Raw genomic sequence first — 17,528 nt, 5'->3', positions numbered from 1 at the left:
GGTGTTTCCTCGAAAGATGAAAGGTATTCACGCGGCCGGCGACCCATGGCCGCCGACTTCTTCAATGGGGCTGGATCAGGAACTGGCCAGCGGCCCGCGCGCGCTCCACGCAGCGCACCAGCACCTCGCGGCGCTCGGTGTTGTCCATGCGGCCCCAGCGGGTGATCTCGTCGACGCTGCGCTGGCAGCCGGTGCAGATGTCGTCATCGTCCAGCGCGCAGACATGCACGCAAGGCGAGGCGACGGGGCGTTCACGTTCCATCAGTCTTCCTGTTCGGCCAGTTCCCGTGCATAGCGCTGGGCGTTGTGCACGTAGTGCGCGGCACTGCCCTCGAGCATCTTCTTCTGCTGCTCGGTCAGCTCGCGGACTATTTTACCGGGCGAGCCCATCACCAGCGAGCCGTCGGGGATTTCCTTGCCTTCGGGGATCAGGGCGTTGGCGCCGATGATGCAGTACTTGCCGATCTTGGCGCCGTTGAGAACCACGGCGTTGATGCCGATGAGGCTGTAGTCGCCGACGGTGCAGCCGTGGAGCATGGCGTTGTGGCCGATGGTCACGCCCTTGCCGATGTTCAGCGCGAACCCCATGTCGGTGTGCATGACGGTGCCGTCCTGCACGTTGCTGTTCTCGCCGATGTGGATCAGCTCGTTGTCGCCGCGCAGCACGGCGCCGAACCAGACGCTGGCTCCGGCATCCAGGCGGACCTTGCCGATCACCGTCGCGTCGGGGGCGATCCAGCTGTCGGGATGGGTTTCGACACGGGCGTTGCCCAAGCGGTATTTCATCAGGCGCTCCTCGAAACGGGGCTCAGTTGAGTTTGACGAAGGTGGCCGGCGGCTCGCGCATCTCGATGCCGGCATCGAAGACCAGGTTGACCAGCTCCACCACCATGATCGCGGTAAGGCCCCAGATCTTGTACCGGCCGAACTGGTAGCTCGGCACATACCAGCTCTGGCCGAGGTAGTCGATGCGGTGGGTCATCTCGCGCGGGTCGCTGCGGAAGAACTCCAGGGGCACGCTGAAGACCGAATCGATCTCGCCGTCGTTGGCCTTGTACTCCACGTAGTCGGGCACGAAGCCGACATAGGGCGTGACCTGGATGCCATGGCGTGAGACCAGGGTACTGAGCGGGCCGATGACCTCGACCAGGCCGGGCGGCAGGCCGATCTCCTCCTCCGCCTCGCGCAGGGCGGTGTGGATCAGGTCGCGGTCCTCGGGGTCGCGACGGCCGCCCGGGAAGGCCACCTCGCCACCGTGGGTGGACAGGCCGCTGGCGCGCAGGGTGAGCACCAGCTCGGGTTCGGCGCTGCGGGTGATGGGCACCAGCACCGCCGCCTCGGGGAAGGAGCGGTCGGTCACCAGCGTCTTCGGGGAATAGCTCCGCACGCGGCGGTGCAGGTCATCCAACATGGATATTCTCGGCTTTTATTCTGCCGGGCATCATGGCACGAACCCGCAGGCCGCCCAACCCCCGAGCCGAGGTTCGAGGCTCCTCGCAGCCCCCGTCCCGCTTGCCGTGGGGCCCCCGGCCGCGCCAAGATTGCGCCCTCGACCCGAGGATTCCCGATGAAGTTCTGCAGCCAGTGCGGCGGCCCCGTGATCCAGCGCATCCCCGAAGGCGACAACCGCCTGCGCCATGTCTGCGAGCTATGCCACACCATTCATTACCTGAACCCGCGCATCGTCGCCGGTTGCGTGCCGGTCTGGGGCGAGCAGGTGCTGCTGTGCCGCCGCGCCATCGAGCCGCGCAAGGGCTACTGGACCCTGCCCGCCGGCTTCATGGAGAACGGCGAAACCATGGAGCAGGCTGCCGCCCGCGAAACCGCCGAGGAAGCCTGCGCACGGGTACGCGACCTGCAGCTCTATACCCTGTTCGACCTGCCGCACATCAGCCAGGTCTACACCTTCTTCCTCGCCCAGCTGGTCGACCTGGACTTCGCCGCCGGCGAGGAAAGCCTCGAAGTGAAGCTGTTCCACGAACGTGACATCCCTTGGTCCGAGCTGGCTTTTCCGACTGTCGGACGTACCTTAGAATGCTACTTCGCCGACCGTATCGAGCAGGTCTATCCGGTCCGCAACGAGCCGTTGGCACCCTTGCAGGCCTACTACAAGAAAGCCTGAACGCACTGCCGAATTCGAACACTCTGGGGATGCTGTAGAAATGCGCTGGTTGCTCCTTGCCTTCATCTTTTGCTTTACCTCCCTGTCCCACGCCAGCGCCGCCCCCAGCCTCGAAGGCAAGGGCATCGACAAGGTGCTGGTGGTCAAATCCGAGCGCAAGCTGTTGCTGATGAACCGCGGCAACATCCTCAAGAGCTACCGCATCTCCCTGGGCAAGCAGCCCAAGGGGCCGAAACTGCGCGAAGGCGACCAGCGCACGCCCGAGGGCTTCTACTGGATCGACTGGCGCAAGACCAGCGACAAGTACAACCTGGCGATGCACATCTCCTACCCCAATGCCCGCGACTCCCTGCAGGCGCGCCAGAAGGGCGTGCCCGCCGGGGGCATGATCATGATCCACGGCACCCCGCTGGACGAGGAGTACCCCGAGTGGTACTTCCACACCCTGGACTGGACCGAGGGCTGCATCGCCATGAAGAACGCCGACATGCGGGAGATCTGGAGCCTGGTGAAGGACGGCACGCTGATCGAAATTCGCCCCTGAGGGAGCGGAGCGACAAACAGGAAAAGGCGCCCAGGGCGCCTTTTTTGCGTTCAGTGGTTCCTGCGAAAGCGGAGACGGGCGACTCAGAACACCAGGTCGGACAGGCGCCAGACCTCATAGGCCGGCGTCTCGTAGGGATGAGCCTGCTTGAGGGCGCGCACGGCATCGTGGATCAGCTCGTCGGCAACGACCATCTCCACCTTCCACTCGGACACATGCTCCACCCGGCCCACCTCGCCGATGAAGGGATCGGCTTCGGCGAGCGGGCGGAACTGGCCCTGGCCCAGGCTCTGCCAGCAGCAACTGTCATAGGCACCGATTCGGCCACCACCCGCCGCGAAGACCGCTTTCTTGACGGGCTCGAGATGGGACTCCGGAACGTAGAAGCACAGCTTGTACATCAATCACTCCACAGGCAATTACAGGCTGGACGCTAGTGGCCAGATGATGCCACTGGAAGATGGCACTTCGCCAATACTTTGTCGCGACCAGCGTCACGATACCGGCATTCGACTGGCTACCGGTCAAAGTGTTCAGCGCCGCCATAGAGCAGTTGGCCATAAGCGGGGCCAGCCCGAGCGCCCTCCCTGGTGCATTGGGTTGCCGGGCCACGAGCGCGGCAGGCTCAGCCGCCCTGCCAGAACCGACGCCACTTGTCCCTCAGCGAGGGCGTGGCGGGCGCGTGGCTGCCATCGCAATACGGCAAGCGTCGCGATAGGCCGCAGCGGCAAAGAATGAGCAGTTGCTGACGTTCGATGTGAAGCGAGAGGCCCTGTCGGCAGTCGGAAGGGCAATCGGGAAGCCGGGGCGAGCGCCCGCAGCGGCAAAGCAGGAGGGTGGCGCCGGGTTCGACCCGGCGCACCTCCGGTAGCGAAGCGCCCTCCCCCGTGTCCGGAAGCGGGCGCTCGCCGGCGTCGTCAGTCGACCCAGACGCGGGCATTGCGGAACATGCGCAGCCAGCCGCCGTCTTCCTGCCACTCGTCGGGGCGCCAGGAGTTCTGCACGGCACGGAACACGCGCTCCGGGTGCGGCATCATGATGGTCACGCGACCATCGCGGCTGGTGAGGCCGGTGATGCCACGGGGCGAGCCGTTCGGGTTGGCCGGATAGCTCTCGGTGACCTTGCCGTGGTTGTCGACGAAACGCATGGCCACGCAACCGGACAGGTCGGCTTCCAGCAGGGCTTCCTCGCTCTCGAACTCGGCATGGCCTTCGCCGTGGGCGATGGCGATGGGCATGCGCGAGCCGGCCATGCCACGCAGGAAGATCGACGCCGACTCCTGCACCTGGACCATGGCCACGCGGGCCTCGAACTGCTCGGAGCGGTTGCGCACGAAGTGCGGCCAGAACTCGCTGCCCGGGATCAGCTCGTGCAGGTTGGACATCATCTGGCAGCCGTTGCACACGCCGAGGGCGAAGCTGTCCTTGCGCTCGAAGAAGGCCTGGAAGCCGTCACGGGCACGGGCGTTGAACAGCACCGACTTGGCCCAGCCCTCACCGGCGCCGAGCACGTCACCGTAGGAGAAGCCGCCGCAGGCCACCAGGCCCTTGAACTCTTCCAGGCTGACGCGGCCGGCGAGGATGTCGCTCATGTGCACATCGATGGCGGCGAAGCCGGCACGGTCGAAGGCGGCCGCCATCTCGACCTGGCCGTTGACGCCCTGCTCACGCAGCACGGCGACCTTGGGACGCGCGCCCTTCTTTATATAGGGAGCGGCGATGTCCTGGTTGACGTCGAAGCTGAGCTTCACCGACAGGCCGGGGTTGTCCTCGTCCAGCAGGACATCGAACTCCTGGTCGGCGCAGGCGGCGTTGTCGCGCAGGCGCTGGATCTGGTAGCTGGTCTCGGTCCACTGGCGCTGCAGCATGCGGCGCTCGCCGGCGAACACCGGCTCGCCGTTGAAGGCGATGGCGACGTCGGCACCGTTGACCGGCTGGCCGATGACGGCCACGCAGTCGCCCAGGCCGGCGGCGCTGAACTGGGCCAGCACTTCAGCGGTGGCACCCAGCTGGACCTGGATGACCGCACCCAGCTCTTCGTTGAACAGCACGGCCGCCAGCTCGTCGGCGGAATCGGCCAGGGCATCGAGCTGCAGGTCGAGGCCGCAATGACCGGCGAAGGCCATTTCCAGCACGGTGGTCAGCAGGCCGCCGTCGGAACGGTCATGGTAGGCCAGCAGCAGGCCGTCCTGGTTCAGGCCCTGGATCACGGCAAAGAAGGCCTTGAGGTCTTCGGCATCGTCGACGTCCGGCACGGCCTGGCCGAGCTTGGCGTAGGTCTGCGCGAGGATCGAGCCGCCCATGCGGTTCTGGCCGCGGCCGAGGTCGACCAGGATCAGGTCGGTCTCGCCCTTGTCCAGGCGCAGTTGCGGGTTGAGGGTGCGGCGTACGTCCTGCACCGGGGCGAAGCCGGAGATCACCAGGGACAGCGGCGAGGTCACGGACTTGTCCACGCCCTCGTCCTGCCAGCGGGTCTTCATCGACATGGAGTCCTTGCCCACCGGGATGGTGATGCCCAGCGCCGGGCACAGCTCCATGCCCACGGCCTTGACCGTGTCATACAGGCGCGCGTCCTCGCCCGGGTGGCCAGCGGCGGCCATCCAGTTGGCGGACAGGCGGATGTCGGAAATCTTCTCGATGCGTGCCGCCGCCAGGTTGGTGATGGTCTCGCCCACCGCCATGCGGCCCGAGGCCGGGGCGTCCAGCAGGGCCAGCGGGGTGCGCTCGCCCATGGCCATCGCCTCGCCGGTGTAGACGTCGAAGCTGGTGGCGGTGACGGCGCAGTCGGCCACCGGCACCTGCCACGGGCCGACCATCTGGTCGCGAGCCACGAGGCCGGTGATGGTGCGGTCGCCGATGGTGATCAGGAAGCTCTTGCTGGCCACGGCCGGGTGGTGCAGCACACGGCTGACCGCGTCGGCGATGTCGACGCTGGCGGCATCGAAGTCATCGCCCTGCTCGGCTTCGCGGGTCACGCTGCGGTGCATGCGCGGCGGCTTGCCCAGCAGGACGTTGAGCGGCATGTCCACCGGCTTGTTGCCGAAGTGGCTGTCGGCGACGGTCAGGTGCGGCTCCTCGATGGCCTCGCCGACCACCGCGAAGGGGCAGCGCTCACGTTCGCAGATGGCCTTGAAGCGCTCGAAGTCGGCGGCGTCCACCGACATCACGTAGCGTTCCTGGGACTCGTTGCACCAGATTTCCAGCGGGCTCATGCCCGGCTCGTCGTTGGGCACGGCGCGCAGTTCGAAACGGCCGCCACGGCCACCGTCGTTGATCAGTTCCGGCAGGGCGTTGGAGATGCCGCCGGCACCCACGTCATGGATGAACTTGATGGGGTTCTCGGCACCCAGCTGCCAGCAACGGTCGATCACTTCCTGGCAACGGCGCTCCATTTCCGGGTTGTCGCGCTGGACGGAGGCGAAGTCCAGGTCGGCGGAGCTGGCACCGGTGGCCATGGAGGAAGCGGCGCCACCGCCCAGGCCGATGAGCATGGCCGGGCCACCGAGGACGATCAGCTTGGCGCCGACCGAGATCTCGCCTTTCTGCACGTGCTCGGCGCGGATGTTGCCCATGCCGCCGGCGAGCATGATCGGCTTGTGGTAGCCGCGCACTTCTTCACCGTGGGGGGTGTCGATGGCCTGCTCGAAGGTACGGAAGTAGCCGTTCAGCGCGGGACGTCCGAACTCGTTGTTGAACGCGGCGCCGCCCAGCGGGCCCTCGATCATGATGTCCAGCGCGGTGACGATGCGCTCGGGCTTGCCGTAGGGCTTCTCCCAGGGCTGCTCGAAACCGGGGATCTGCAGGTTGGAGACGGTGAACCCGGTCAGGCCCGCCTTGGGCTTGGCGCCACGACCGGTGGCACCTTCGTCGCGGATCTCGCCGCCGGAGCCGGTGGAAGCACCGGGGAAGGGAGCGATGGCGGTCGGGTGGTTGTGGGTCTCCACCTTCATCAGGATGTGCACCGGCTCCTCGGTCGCCCCGTACTGGCGGGTCTCCGGGTTGGGGAAGAAGCGCCCGGCGGTGAAGCCCTCGATGACCGACGCGTTGTCCTTGTAGGCGGACAGCACGCCTTCGCGGTTCATCTCGTAGGTGTTCTTGATCATGCCGAACAGGCTCTTCTCCTGCGCCTGGCCGTCGATGTCCCAGCTGGCGTTGAAGATCTTGTGGCGGCAGTGCTCGGAGTTGGCCTGGGCGAACATCATCAGCTCGACGTCATGGGGGTTGCGCCCCATCTCGTTGAAGCTCTTCACCAGGTAGTCGATCTCGTCATCGGCCAGGGCCAGGCCCAGCTCGACGTTGGCGCGGGCCAGGGCATCGCGGCCACCGCCGAGGATGTCGACCACGGTCAGCGCCTTGGGCTGCGCGTGGCTGAACAGGCCGGAGGCCTCTTCCAGGGCGCCCAGCACCAGCTGGGTCATGCGGTCGTGCAGCGCGCTGGCGATCAGTTGCGCCTCGGTGTCGGAGAACTGGCCGGCGACGTAGTAGGCGATGCCGCGCTCGATGCGCTCGATCTTGGCCAGGCCGCAGTTGCGGGCGATGTCGGTTGCCTTGCTCGACCAGGGCGAGATGGTGCCCAAGCGCGGCAGGACCAGGAACAGGCGGCCGGACGGCTCCTGCACCGGGACGCTGGGCCCGTACTTGAGCAGGCGCGCCAGGACCTTTTCCTCGTCGGCGGTAAGAACGCCGGTGACTTCGGCAAAGTGGGCGAACTCGGCGTAGAGACCGGTGACGGCGGGAACCTTCTGGGTCAGTTGCTCGAGCAGTTTGCCGTGGCGAAAGGCGGAAAGGGCGGGGGCACCGCGCAGGATCAACATCTTCTGGACAGCCTCTGGGAAGGGGTGTGCTTAGAGGCCGTGCATTCTAGCGCAAAGCACCTGATTCCGGCACCCGTGCCGTACCGCTCGAAGCGGCCTTCCGAGGAGCGGCAGGGCGAGCGCGCATCGGCCGCAAACGCCCACCCCCGGGGGCCTGCGGCTAGCAGAGAAGATTTCCACTGTCGAGATATGGCAAGGATCGGGGTTTGCGTATACTGCGCCGATGTTCACCCCACCCGTGTTCCGCAAGCGTCGTGCCTTCTGGCTATTGGCGACCGGAATCCTCCTGCTGCTCGGAGGCTGCAAACAGCCGTCCACCCTCGAGCGCATTCAGGAGGAGGGTGTGCTACGCGTGGTCACCCGCAACAGCCCGGCCACCTATTTCCAGGACCGCAACGGCGAAACCGGCTTCGAGTACGAACTGGTGAAACGCTTCGCCGATGACCTGGGCGTCGAGCTGCAGATCGAGACAGCCGACAACCTCGACGACCTCTTCGCCCGCCTCGGCCAGGCCAACGGCCCGGTGCTCGCCGCCGCCGGCCTCGTCGCCAGCGATGCGCGCCAGCACGAGTCGCGCTTCTCCCACCCATACCTGGAAGTCACGCCGCAGGTCATCTACCGCAATGGCGAGCGCCGCCCTACCCGCCCGGAAGACCTCGTCGGCCAGCGCATCCTGGTGCTCAAGGGCAGCAGCCATGCCGAGCAACTGGCCGCGCTCAAGGTGCAGTACCCGGAGCTGAAGTACGAGGAGTCCGACGAAGTCGAGATCGTCGACCTGCTGCGCATGGTCGACGAAGGGCAGATCGACCTGACCCTGGTGGACTCCAACGAACTGGCGATGAACCAGGTCTACTTCCCCAACGTGCGCGTCGCCTTCGACCTGGGCGACGCCAGCAACCTGGCCTGGGCCGTCGCGCCCGGCGAGGACGACAGCCTGCTCGGCGAGGTCAACGGCTTCCTCGACAAGGCCAAGGAAAACGGCACCCTGCAGCGCCTCAAGGATCGCTACTACGGCCATGTCGACGTACTCGGCTACGTCGGCGCCTACACCTTCGCCAAGCACCTGCAGCAGCGCCTGCCCAAGTACGAGCAGCACTTCCGCCAGGCCTCCCAGGACAACCAGGTGGACTGGCGCCTGCTGGCCGCCATCGGCTACCAGGAATCCCTCTGGCAACCGACCGCCACCTCCAAGACCGGTGTGCGCGGCCTGATGATGCTGACCCAGGACACCGCCAAGGCCATGGGCGTGGCCAACCGCCTGGACCCCAAGCAGAGCATCGTCGGCGGCAGCAAGTACTTCGGCATGATCAAGCAGGGCCTGGCCGATGAGCTGCTGGAGCCGGACCGCACCTGGTTCGCCCTGGCCGCCTACAACATCGGCATCGCCCACCTGGGGGACGCGCGCAAGCTGGCCGAGGCCGAGGGCCTGAACCCGAACAAGTGGCTGGACGTGAAGCAGATGCTGCCGCGCCTGTCGCAGAAGCAGTGGTACCGCAAGACCCGCTACGGCTATGCCCGTGGCGGCGAAACCGTGCACTTCGTGCAGAACATCCGCCGCTACTACGACATCCTCACCTGGGTGACCCAGCCGCAGATGGAAGGCTCGCAGGTGGCCGAAAGCAACCTGCACGTCCCCGGCATCGACAAGCGCAAGCCCAGCGAAGACACCCCGCCGCTCTGACAGCGTACGGCGCGGCGTTCAGCCCTTCGGCGAACGCCGCGCCTTGAAGAACTCGCTGAGGATCGCGCCGCACTCCCCCGCCAGTACCCCGCCCTCCACCAGCACCCGGTGGTTGAGGAAGTCCTGGGTGAAGAACTGGCCACGGCTGATCGCCACCCCCGCCTTGGGCTCGGTGGCGCCATAGACCACGCGCGCCACGCGTGAATGGACGATGAGCCCGGCGCACATGCTGCAGGGCTCCAGGGTCACGTACAGCGTACTGCCCACCAGGCGATAGTTTTCCAGCGCCAGCGCCGCATCGCGGATGGCGACCATCTCGGCGTGGGCACTGGGATCGTGCCGGGAAATCGGGCAATTGAAGCCGCGCCCGATCACCTGGCCGTCCTGCACCAGCACGGCGCCGACCGGCACCTCGCCTAGGGCCGCGCCTTGTGCGGCGAGGGCCAGGGCCTCACGCATGAAGTCCTCGTCACGGCTGCGGTCGACGATCATCGGCTGGCGCATCTCAGGCCACCTCGATCGCGGCCATCAGGCCGGTCTCCATGTGGTCGATGACGTGGCAATGGAACATCCACACGCCGGGGTTATCGGCCACCAGGGCGATGCGCGCGGTCTCGTTCTTGCCCAGCAGGTAGGTGTCGGTGAAGTAGGGAATGATGTCCTTGCGGTCCGAGCCGATCACCTTGAAAGCCATGCCGTGCAGGTGGATCGGGTGCAGGTACTGGGCCATGTTGCGCAGCTCGAAGATGTAGTGGCCGCCCTTCTTCAATGTGGCGATGGGGCGGTCGGCGCAGGTCTTGTCCTGGATGTCCCAGGCCTTGCCGTTGATCTGCCAGTAGTTGCTCGGCCGGCCGGCGGCGCTGGTCAGGGTCGCGGCCCATTCGAACTTGAAGCTGAGGGTCTCGGCCTTTTCCAGGTCCGGCTCCGGCACCGGGTTGGCCGGCAGCGCGGGCGGCCAGTCGCCGGCGGCCTCCTCGGTGGCGATGCTTTTCAGCGTCGCCAGGCGCAGCGGCCCGTTGCGCAGCGGCAGTTCCTGGCCGGCGGCGGGCACCTTGAGCGCCAGCTCGATGCGCATGCCCGGGCCAAGCCAATACTCCTTGCCCAGCTCGCGCGGTGCGATGGGGTGGCCGTCCAGCGAATAGATGCGCACCTCCGCGCCCGGCATGTTGAGGCGGTAGGTGATGGTGCTGTCGAGGTTCAGCAGGCGCAGGCGCACCACCTGCCCGGCGGGCAGCTCCAGGGTCGGTGCCGGCGTGCCGTTGATGGTGGTCAGGCGCCCACGGGTGCCTTCGCGGGCCGCCTCGCGGGGCACGCTGAACTGGGTGAAGGCGCCCTCCTCGTCCACGTGCCAGGTCTTCAGGCTGAGCACGCGCTCGTGACGAAAGCCGCTGGGCTCGCGCTCCTCGACTATCAGCGGGCCGACCAGGCCGCGCCCCAGCTGCTCGGCGCTGGACAGGTGCGGGTGGTACCAGAAGCTGCCGGCGTCATCGGTGCGGAAGCGGTAGTCGAAGTATTCGCCCGGCAGCACCGGCAGCTGCGAGACGTAGGGCACGCCGTCCATCTCCAGAGGCAGGCGGATGCCGTGCCAGTGGACGGTGGTGGGCTCGTCGAGCTTGTTGATGAAGCGCACGCGCAGCCAGTCGCCCTGGCGTGAACGCAGCTCCACGCCCGGCGCCTGGCCGCCATAGGCCCAGGCCGGGGTGACGTGGCCGGACACCAGTTCCAGGTCCAGGGGCGCTGCGATCAGCTCGTAGTCGTGGGTCTTGGCATCGAGGTTGCGGCCCAGCCAATAGCGGGTGCCGCCGGCGCCCAGGCCGACCACGCCGAGGCCGACCAGGCCGCCGAGAATCTGTCTGCGGGTGAATGACACGGAATCCAGGCTCCTGTGAGTAATGCTTCGCGGGGCCATCAGGCGGTGCGTTGTCGCTCTGCGGCGACAGGAAGGCCGGCCTGCATGGGCCGGCTCACGGGTGGCACATTCTGGCACAGCCCCCTTGCATCAGGGCAGCGCCGGGCCGTGGCCAGATGCCACAGCCGCCTAGCGGTTGCGCCCCAGGTAGGCGCGGGTGGTCAGCAGGTACACCGGCAGCCCGGACACCAGCACGATCAGCGCGGCATAGGGCGCGGCGGCGGCGTACTCCAGGTTGGCAGTGTGCGACCAGACGGCGGTGGCCAGGGTGTCCAGGCCGGTCGGGCCGAGGATCAGGGTGGCCGTCAGCTCCTTCATGCAATCGAGGAACACCAGCACGAAGCCGGCGCCTATGGCCGGGAAGATGATCGGCAGGGTCACCCGCAGGAAGGCCCGGAACGGCGTCTGGCCGAGGGTGCGCGCGGCCTCCTCCAGCTGCGGCGAGGCCTTTTCCAGCGCCACGCGGATGGGCGACTGGGCCATCGGCATGAACAGCAAGGCATAGGCCACCAGCAGCAGCAGCGTGGTCTGGTAGAGCGCCGGCGCATACCCCAGGGCGAAGAACACCAGGGACAGCGCGATCACCAGCCCCGGCAACGCGTGCAGCAGGAAAGGCAGGCGCTCGGCCAGGCGCGCCAGGCGCCCGTGGTAGCGCACCACCACCAGCCCCACCGGCAATGCCAGCAGGCAACTGATCAGCGCGCCGCCGAAGGACAGGTACAGCGACGACCCCAGGGTGCGCAGGATGTCCATCAGCGGGAAGGCGGCCGAGCTGCCCTCGTGGATCCAGAAGCCGAGCATGGCCAGCGGCGTGCCCGAGCCGACCACCACCAGTGCCACCAGCAGCGCCTGGATCGGCCAGTCCCACAGCCCCAAGCGCACCGGCGCGGTACGCCGCGCCACGCCTTGCCCGGTGCGGGCGAAGCCGCGCCCGCGCAGGCGCAGCTCCATGCCCATCATCAGCATGCACAGGGCCAGCAGCAGCGCCGAGAGCATCGCCGCGTTGGCGTTGCTGAATTCCAGCTCGAACTGCTGGTAGATGGCGGTGGTGAAGGTCTGGTAGCGCATGATCGACGGCGCGCCGAACTCCACCAGCATGTGCAGCGCCACCAGCAGCCCGGTGCCCATCAGGGTCGGCCGCAGCAGCGGCAGGGTCACCCGCCAGAACACCTGGCGCCGGGTGTAGCCGAGCATGCGCGCGGACTCTTCCAGCGCCGGGTCGAGGTTGCGCAGGGTCGCCACCACCGGCAGGTAGATCAGCGGGTACTTGGACAGGATCATCACCAGCGCCGTGCCGCCGAGGCCTTCGAACACCGGGCTGATGGAAATCCACGAGAAGCCGGCGACGAAGGCCGGGATCGCGAACGGCAGGCACAGCAGCACGTTCCACTGGCGGCGCCAGCGCAGGTCGCTGCGTTCCACCAACCAGGCCAGCGCCAGGCCGAGCAGCACGCAACCGGCGGTCACCAGCACCATCAGCTTCATGGTGTTGGCCAGCAGGTGGAACACGAAAGGGCGCCACAGCAGTTGCCAGGCGGTGTGCCAGCCGGACTCCCAGCTGCGCACGGCGACGTAGAACAGGGGCAGCGCGGCGACCAGCAGCAATGCCAGGACCGGCACCTGCAGCCAGATGGGCGGGGTGCGGCGACGGCGGCCGAGGGGTTTCGACGCCGAGGCCGCCAGGGCCGGGTCCAGGACTTCGGATTGCATCAGTTCAGCCCGACCTCGCGCTCCAGCTCAAGGGCGTCTTCCGCCAGGCCGATGTCGGCGGCGGTGAGCTTGGGCGGGCGCAGCTGGTCATAGGGCTTGAGCAGCGGGTCGGCCGGCACCTTCTGGTTCACCGGGTACTCGGCGGACTGGCTGAGGATGGCCTTCTGGCCCTCTTCGCTGAGCATGAAGGCGACGAACTGCTGGGCCTCCTTCGGGTGCTTGCTGGCCTTCACCACCGCCACGCCGGACACGCTGGCCAGGCCGCCGGCATCGCCGTCGGCGAAGTAGTGCAGCTTGCTCTTGAGCTCGCCCTTCTCTTTCTTCAGGGCCATCCAGTAGTAGCTGTTGATCAGTGCGGCGGCGACTTCGCCGTTCTCCACCGCCTTCATGGCGATGACGTTGTTGGTGTAGGTGGAGCCGAAGGCCTTGAGGCCGGTCAACCACTCCTCGGCCTTCTCGCGGCCCTGGAGCTTGATGATGGCGGCCACCTGGCCGAGGAACTCACCGCTGCTGGGCACGAAGGCGATCTTGCCGCTCCACTCCGGGTCGGCCACCTCGAGCACGCTCTGCGGCAGGGGCTGGTCGCCCAGCTCCTCGGGGTTGTAGGCCAGCACGCGCACGCGCGAGGTGACGCCGATCCAGTTGCCGGCGGGGTCGGCGAACTGCGGCTCGACCTGCTTCAGGGCACTGTCGTCCACCTTGGCCAGCAGGCCCTGGCCGGCCAGCTTGATCAGCGGCGGTGCCTCTTCGGTGTAGATGATGTCGGCGGGCGAGCGCTCGCCCTCCTCGGCGATCTGGTTGGCCAACTGGCCACCACCGCCCTTGCGGATGCGCACCTGGATGCCGGTGGCTTTGGTGAAGGCCTCGGCGACGGCCTTGCCGGTCGCTTCGTGCTGCCCGTTGTACAGAGTCAGGGTCACTGCGTCGTCGGCCCGAGCCGCCAGGGGCAGCAGCAGGCCGAGGGACAGAACACCCGCGCCGCAGGCGCGGGCCAACGCAGTTACGAGACGTGCCGACATAAGCCACTCCTATCAACTCAGCAATAATCGGAAACGATTATACGGACCAACTGCGCTTCATTCTCAAGAAAAGGCTGCGACAGGTTGCTGCGGCAGATGAGAGGAAGCCGGGGCAGATATGAAAAAGGCGCGGACCGCATGCGGTCCGCGCCTCCGACGCTGGCCTTCAGGCGCGCGCCGTCATTCCCACTCGATGGTCGCCGGCGGCTTGCTCGACACGTCGTAGGTGACGCGGGAGATGCCTTCGATCTCGTTGATGATGCGGTTGGAGACCTTCTCCAGCAGCTCGTAGGGCAGGTGCGCCCAGCGCGCGGTCATGAAGTCGATGGTTTCCACGGCACGCAGGGCGACGACCCAGGCGTAGCGACGGCCGTCACCGACCACGCCGACCGATTTCACCGGCTGGAACACCACGAAGGCCTGGCTGGTCTTGTGGTACCAGTCGAAGGCACGCAGCTCCTCGATGAAGATGTGGTCCGCGCGGCGTAGCAGGTCGGCGTACTCCTTCTTCACCTCGCCGAGGATGCGCACGCCCAGGCCCGGGCCCGGGAACGGGTGGCGGTAGACCATGTCGTAGGGCAGGCCCAGTTCGAGGCCGATCTTGCGCACCTCGTCCTTGAACAGCTCGCGCAGCGGCTCGACCAGCTCGAACTGCATGTCTTCCGGCAGGCCACCGACGTTGTGGTGGGACTTGATCACGTGGGCCTTGCCGGTCTTCGCGCCGGCCGACTCGATCACGTCCGGGTAGATGGTGCCCTGGGCGAGGAACTTCACGTCCTTGAGCTTGGTGGCTTCCTCGTCGAACACCTGGATGAAGGTGCGACCGATGATCTTGCGCTTCTCTTCCGGGTCGGAGACACCGGCCAGGCGGCCCAGGAACAGTTCCTCGGCGTTGGCGCGGATCACCTTGACGCCCATGTTCTCGGCGAACATGGCCATCACCTGGTCACCCTCGTGCAGGCGCAGCAGGCCGTTGTCGACGAAGACGCAGGTCAGCTGGTCGCCGATGGCCTTGTGCAGCAGGGCTGCGACCACGGAGGAGTCGACACCGCCGGACAGGCCCAGCAGCACCTTGTTGCTGCCCACCTGGGCGCGCACGGTGGCGATGGCGTCGTTGACGATGTTGGAAGGGGTCCACAGGGCTTCGCAGCCGCAGATGTCCAGCACGAAGCGGGAGAGGATGCGACCGCCCTGCTTGGTGTGGGTCACTTCCGGGTGGAACTGCACGCCGTAGTAGGCACGCGCGTCATCGGCCATGGCGGCGATCGGGCAGCTCGGGGTGCTGGCGAGGATGTGGAAGCCCTCGGGCATGGCGGTGACCTTGTCGCCGTGGCTCATCCACACGTCCAGGCCCAGCACGCCGTCCGCGTCGACATGGTCCTCGATGCCGTCGAGCAGGCGGGCCTTGCCGACCACGTCGACACGGGCATAGCCGAACTCACGCAGGTCGGAACCCTGCACCTTGCCGCCGAGCTGCTCGGCCATGGTCTGCATGCCATAGCAGATGCCGAACAGCGGAACGTCGAGATCGAACACCGCCTGCGGGGCGCGCGGGCTGTTGGCCTCGTGCACCGACTCCGGGCCGCCGGCCAGGATGATGCCCTTGGGCGCGAAGGCGCGGATGGCATCGTTTTCCATGTCGAACGGGTGGATCTCGCAGTACACGCCGATCTCGCGCACGCGACGGGCGATCAGCTGGGTGTACTGGGAGCCGAAGTCGAGGATCAGGATGCGGTGGGCGTGGATATCTTGATGAGCCATGAGCTTTCCTTCGGAAAGAGCTTGAAGCGGAAAGCCGGAAGCTGGAAGTGCAGGGCGAAAGTCATGCTTCCGTCCTCCAGCTTCCAGCTTCCGGCACCTGTTACGCGGCCCCTTAACCTACGCGGTAGTTGGGCGCTTCCTTGGTGATCTGCACGTCATGCACATGGGACTCGGCCATGCCGGCCCCGGTGATGCGCACGAATTCCGGCTTGGTGCGCATCTCCTCGATGGTGGCGCAGCCGGTGTAGCCCATGGAGGCGCGCAGGCCGCCCATCAGCTGGTGGACGATCGCGGACATGGCGCCCTTGTAGGGCACGCGGCCTTCGATGCCTTCCGGGACGAGCTTCTCGGCACCGGCGGAGGAGTCCTGGAAGTAGCGGTCGGAAGAACCCTGGGCCTGGGCCATCGCACCCAGCGAACCCATGCCGCGGTAGGCCTTGTAGGAACGGCCCTGGAACAGCTCGACCTCGCCCGGCGCCTCTTCGGTACCGGCCAGCATGGAGCCGATCATCACCGCGGAGGCGCCGGCGACGATGGCCTTGGACAGGTCACCGGAGAAGCGGATGCCGCCATCGGCGATCAGCGGGACGCCGGTACCGGCCAGGGCGGCGGCGACGTTGGCGACCGCGGAGATCTGCGGCACGCCGACGCCCGCGACGATGCGGGTGGTGCAGATGGAGCCCGGGCCGATACCGACCTTGACCGCATCGGCGCCGGCTTCGGCCAGGGCCTTGGCCGCCTCGCCGGTGGCGATGTTGCCGCCGATCACCTGCACCTCGGGGAAGGTCTGCTTGACCCAGCGGACGCGGTCGATCACGCCCTTGGAGTGGCCGTGGGCGGTGTCGACGATGATCACGTCGACACCGGCGTTGACCAGCGCGGTGACGCGATCACCGGTATCGGCACCGGTGCCGACGGCGGCGCCGACGCGCAGGCGACCCTGGTCGTCCTTGCTGGCCAGCGGGTAGGCCTTGGCCTTCTCGATGTCCTTGACGGTCATCATGCCCTTCAGGCTGAAGGCGTCGTCGACGATCAGGACCTTCTCGATGCGGTGCTTGTGCAGCAGCTCGCGGACAGTGTTCTTGTCGGCGCCTTCCTTGACGGTGACGAGCCGCTCCTTGGGCGTCATCACCTCGCGGACGCGGGCGTCCAGGCGGTTCTCGAAGCGCACGTCACGGGAGGTGACGATGCCCACCAGATCACCGTTGGACAGCACCGGTACACCGGAGATGTTGTGCTGGCGGGTCAGCTCGAACAGGTCGCGCACGGTGGCGTCGGCCTCGATGGTGATCGGGTCCTTGACCACGCCGGCCTCGAACTTCTTCACCTTGCGGACCTCGGCAGCCTGCTGCTCGATGGTCATGTTCTTGTGGATGATGCCGATGCCGCCTTCCTGCGCCATGGCGATGGCCAGGCGGGCTTCGGTCACGGTATCCATCGCGGCGGACAGCAGGGGGATGTTCAGTTCGATGCCGCGCGTCAGGCGGGTCTTGAGGCTGACGTCCTTCGGCAGGACCTCGGAATACCCCGGGATCAGGAGTACGTCGTCGAAGGTGAGGGCTTCTTGGCTGATGCGCAGCATGGCGGGGCTCCCAGGCGGGAAAATTGGAAGCGCGGCATTATATCTCAGCTGTGATGGCGCGCTCAATGAAACCGTTACCCTCGGCCTCACCTTCTTCACTGCCGTACCACCCTTTCCGATGGAGTGCCATCCCGCATCTGCAGGATAGCGGCGCCGCGCCGGGCCTTCCGATACTCCGTCGTGACGCTGCGCCCCAGGCGGGGCGCATTCGCCGACGCCGATAACGACAAGAATAAAGAGTGGGAACCATGCGCCAGCCCCTTGCCCTCCATCCGCCACCCGCCGACTCGACGCTGGCCGATCCCCCTGGGCAACGCAACGGCCGTGCCTGGTTCCGCCGCAAGCGCAGCACCGGCGATCCGCGACCGCCCCACCCTGCCAGGCTC

Annotated in this window: 15 protein-coding genes; 3 read left to right on the top strand and 12 right to left on the bottom strand. The window is 67.0% G+C overall.

All coding sequences use genetic code 11. The annotated features are described in order from the left end of the window. Positions 1-61: 61 nt before the first annotated feature. Genes DMX10_RS24605 through DMX10_RS24595 form a run of 3 tightly spaced genes read right to left on the bottom strand, consistent with a single transcriptional unit; the run spans position 62 to position 1,411 of the window. On the bottom strand, positions 62-262 hold the full coding sequence (locus DMX10_RS24605) for a DUF1289 domain-containing protein (RefSeq protein WP_178083005.1): 201 nt from the start codon (positions 260-262) through the stop codon (positions 62-64). Continuing rightward, positions 262-786: a gamma carbonic anhydrase family protein gene (locus DMX10_RS24600; RefSeq protein ID WP_111263562.1), complete on the bottom strand. Its 525-nt coding sequence runs from the start codon at positions 784-786 to the stop codon at positions 262-264. The genes DMX10_RS24605 and DMX10_RS24600 overlap by 1 nt, the downstream gene beginning before the upstream one ends. Before the next feature lie 22 nt (positions 787-808). Beyond that, entirely contained in the window at positions 809-1,411 is a 603-nt protein-coding gene (locus tag DMX10_RS24595) for a CoA pyrophosphatase (RefSeq protein ID WP_111263561.1), read from the bottom strand. 156 nt (positions 1,412-1,567) lie between these two features. Between DMX10_RS24595 and DMX10_RS24590 the strand changes: the two genes are divergently transcribed. Together DMX10_RS24590 and DMX10_RS24585 are read left to right on the top strand one after the other, a co-directional pair. Then, positions 1,568-2,122, top strand: coding sequence for an NUDIX hydrolase (locus DMX10_RS24590; protein ID WP_111263560.1), 555 nt, complete (start codon positions 1,568-1,570; stop codon positions 2,120-2,122). Between the two features lie 40 nt (positions 2,123-2,162). Beyond that, positions 2,163-2,666: a murein L,D-transpeptidase family protein gene (locus DMX10_RS24585; RefSeq protein WP_111263559.1), complete on the top strand. Its 504-nt coding sequence runs from the start codon at positions 2,163-2,165 to the stop codon at positions 2,664-2,666. A gap of 83 nt (positions 2,667-2,749) precedes the next feature. Here DMX10_RS24585 and DMX10_RS24580 read toward each other — a convergent pair whose 3' ends face one another. The 3 genes from DMX10_RS24580 to purL all read right to left on the bottom strand — a co-directional run bounded on the left by DMX10_RS24580 (position 2,750) and on the right by purL (position 7,480). After that, positions 2,750-3,067, bottom strand: coding sequence for a YqfO family protein (locus DMX10_RS24580; RefSeq protein ID WP_111263558.1), 318 nt, complete (start codon positions 3,065-3,067; stop codon positions 2,750-2,752). A gap of 224 nt (positions 3,068-3,291) precedes the next feature. After that, a complete protein-coding gene (locus tag DMX10_RS24575) occupies positions 3,292-3,606 on the bottom strand; it encodes a CDGSH iron-sulfur domain-containing protein (RefSeq protein ID WP_111263557.1) in 315 nt (104 codons plus the stop codon). After that, the gene (gene purL / locus DMX10_RS24570) at positions 3,584-7,480 is read right to left on the bottom strand and encodes a phosphoribosylformylglycinamidine synthase (RefSeq protein WP_111263556.1); all 3,897 of its coding nucleotides are present in this window, start codon (positions 7,478-7,480) and stop codon (positions 3,584-3,586) included. Before purL ends, DMX10_RS24575 begins: the two co-directional genes overlap by 23 nt. Before the next feature lie 223 nt (positions 7,481-7,703). Here purL and mltF point away from each other — a divergent pair, with 223 nt between their 5' ends. Further along, positions 7,704-9,161 carry a membrane-bound lytic murein transglycosylase MltF gene (gene mltF / locus DMX10_RS24565; RefSeq protein ID WP_111263555.1) on the top strand — a complete coding sequence of 486 codons (1,458 nt, stop codon included), beginning with the start codon at positions 7,704-7,706 and terminating at the stop codon, positions 9,159-9,161. Positions 9,162-9,179: 18 nt separating this feature from the next. Here the strand turns inward: mltF and tadA are convergent, their stop codons facing one another. The 6 genes from tadA to guaB all read right to left on the bottom strand — a co-directional run bounded on the left by tadA (position 9,180) and on the right by guaB (position 17,142). After that, positions 9,180-9,665 (bottom strand): tRNA adenosine(34) deaminase TadA, encoded by a 486-nt coding sequence (tadA, locus tag DMX10_RS24560; protein ID WP_111263554.1) that lies wholly within the window; start codon positions 9,663-9,665, stop codon positions 9,180-9,182. Between the two features lies 1 nt (position 9,666). Then, complete coding sequence (locus DMX10_RS24555; RefSeq protein WP_111263553.1) at positions 9,667-11,031, bottom strand: multicopper oxidase family protein; 1,365 nt, start codon at positions 11,029-11,031, stop codon at positions 9,667-9,669. A 168-nt stretch (positions 11,032-11,199) separates the two neighbouring features. After that, positions 11,200-12,780 (bottom strand): iron ABC transporter permease, encoded by a 1,581-nt coding sequence (locus DMX10_RS24550; protein ID WP_111263552.1) that lies wholly within the window; start codon positions 12,778-12,780, stop codon positions 11,200-11,202. Beyond that, positions 12,780-13,799: an extracellular solute-binding protein gene (locus DMX10_RS24545; RefSeq protein ID WP_111263551.1), complete on the bottom strand. Its 1,020-nt coding sequence runs from the start codon at positions 13,797-13,799 to the stop codon at positions 12,780-12,782. Before DMX10_RS24545 ends, DMX10_RS24550 begins: the two co-directional genes overlap by 1 nt. Before the next feature lie 180 nt (positions 13,800-13,979). Continuing rightward, positions 13,980-15,560, bottom strand: a complete 1,581-nt coding sequence (guaA, locus tag DMX10_RS24540) for a glutamine-hydrolyzing GMP synthase (protein WP_111263550.1) — start codon at positions 15,558-15,560, stop codon at positions 13,980-13,982. Between the two features lie 112 nt (positions 15,561-15,672). Further along, positions 15,673-17,142 (bottom strand): IMP dehydrogenase, encoded by a 1,470-nt coding sequence (gene guaB / locus DMX10_RS24535; RefSeq protein WP_111263549.1) that lies wholly within the window; start codon positions 17,140-17,142, stop codon positions 15,673-15,675. Positions 17,143-17,528 lie beyond the last annotated feature (386 nt).

Origin of the sequence: Pseudomonas sp. 57B-090624 (genome assembly GCF_003234055.1) — a bacterium.
GTDB classification, from domain to species: domain Bacteria; phylum Pseudomonadota; class Gammaproteobacteria; order Pseudomonadales; family Pseudomonadaceae; genus Metapseudomonas; species Metapseudomonas tohonis.
The sequence above is the reverse complement of the archived record's forward strand: the minus strand, read 5'-3'. Positions and strand labels throughout refer to the sequence as shown.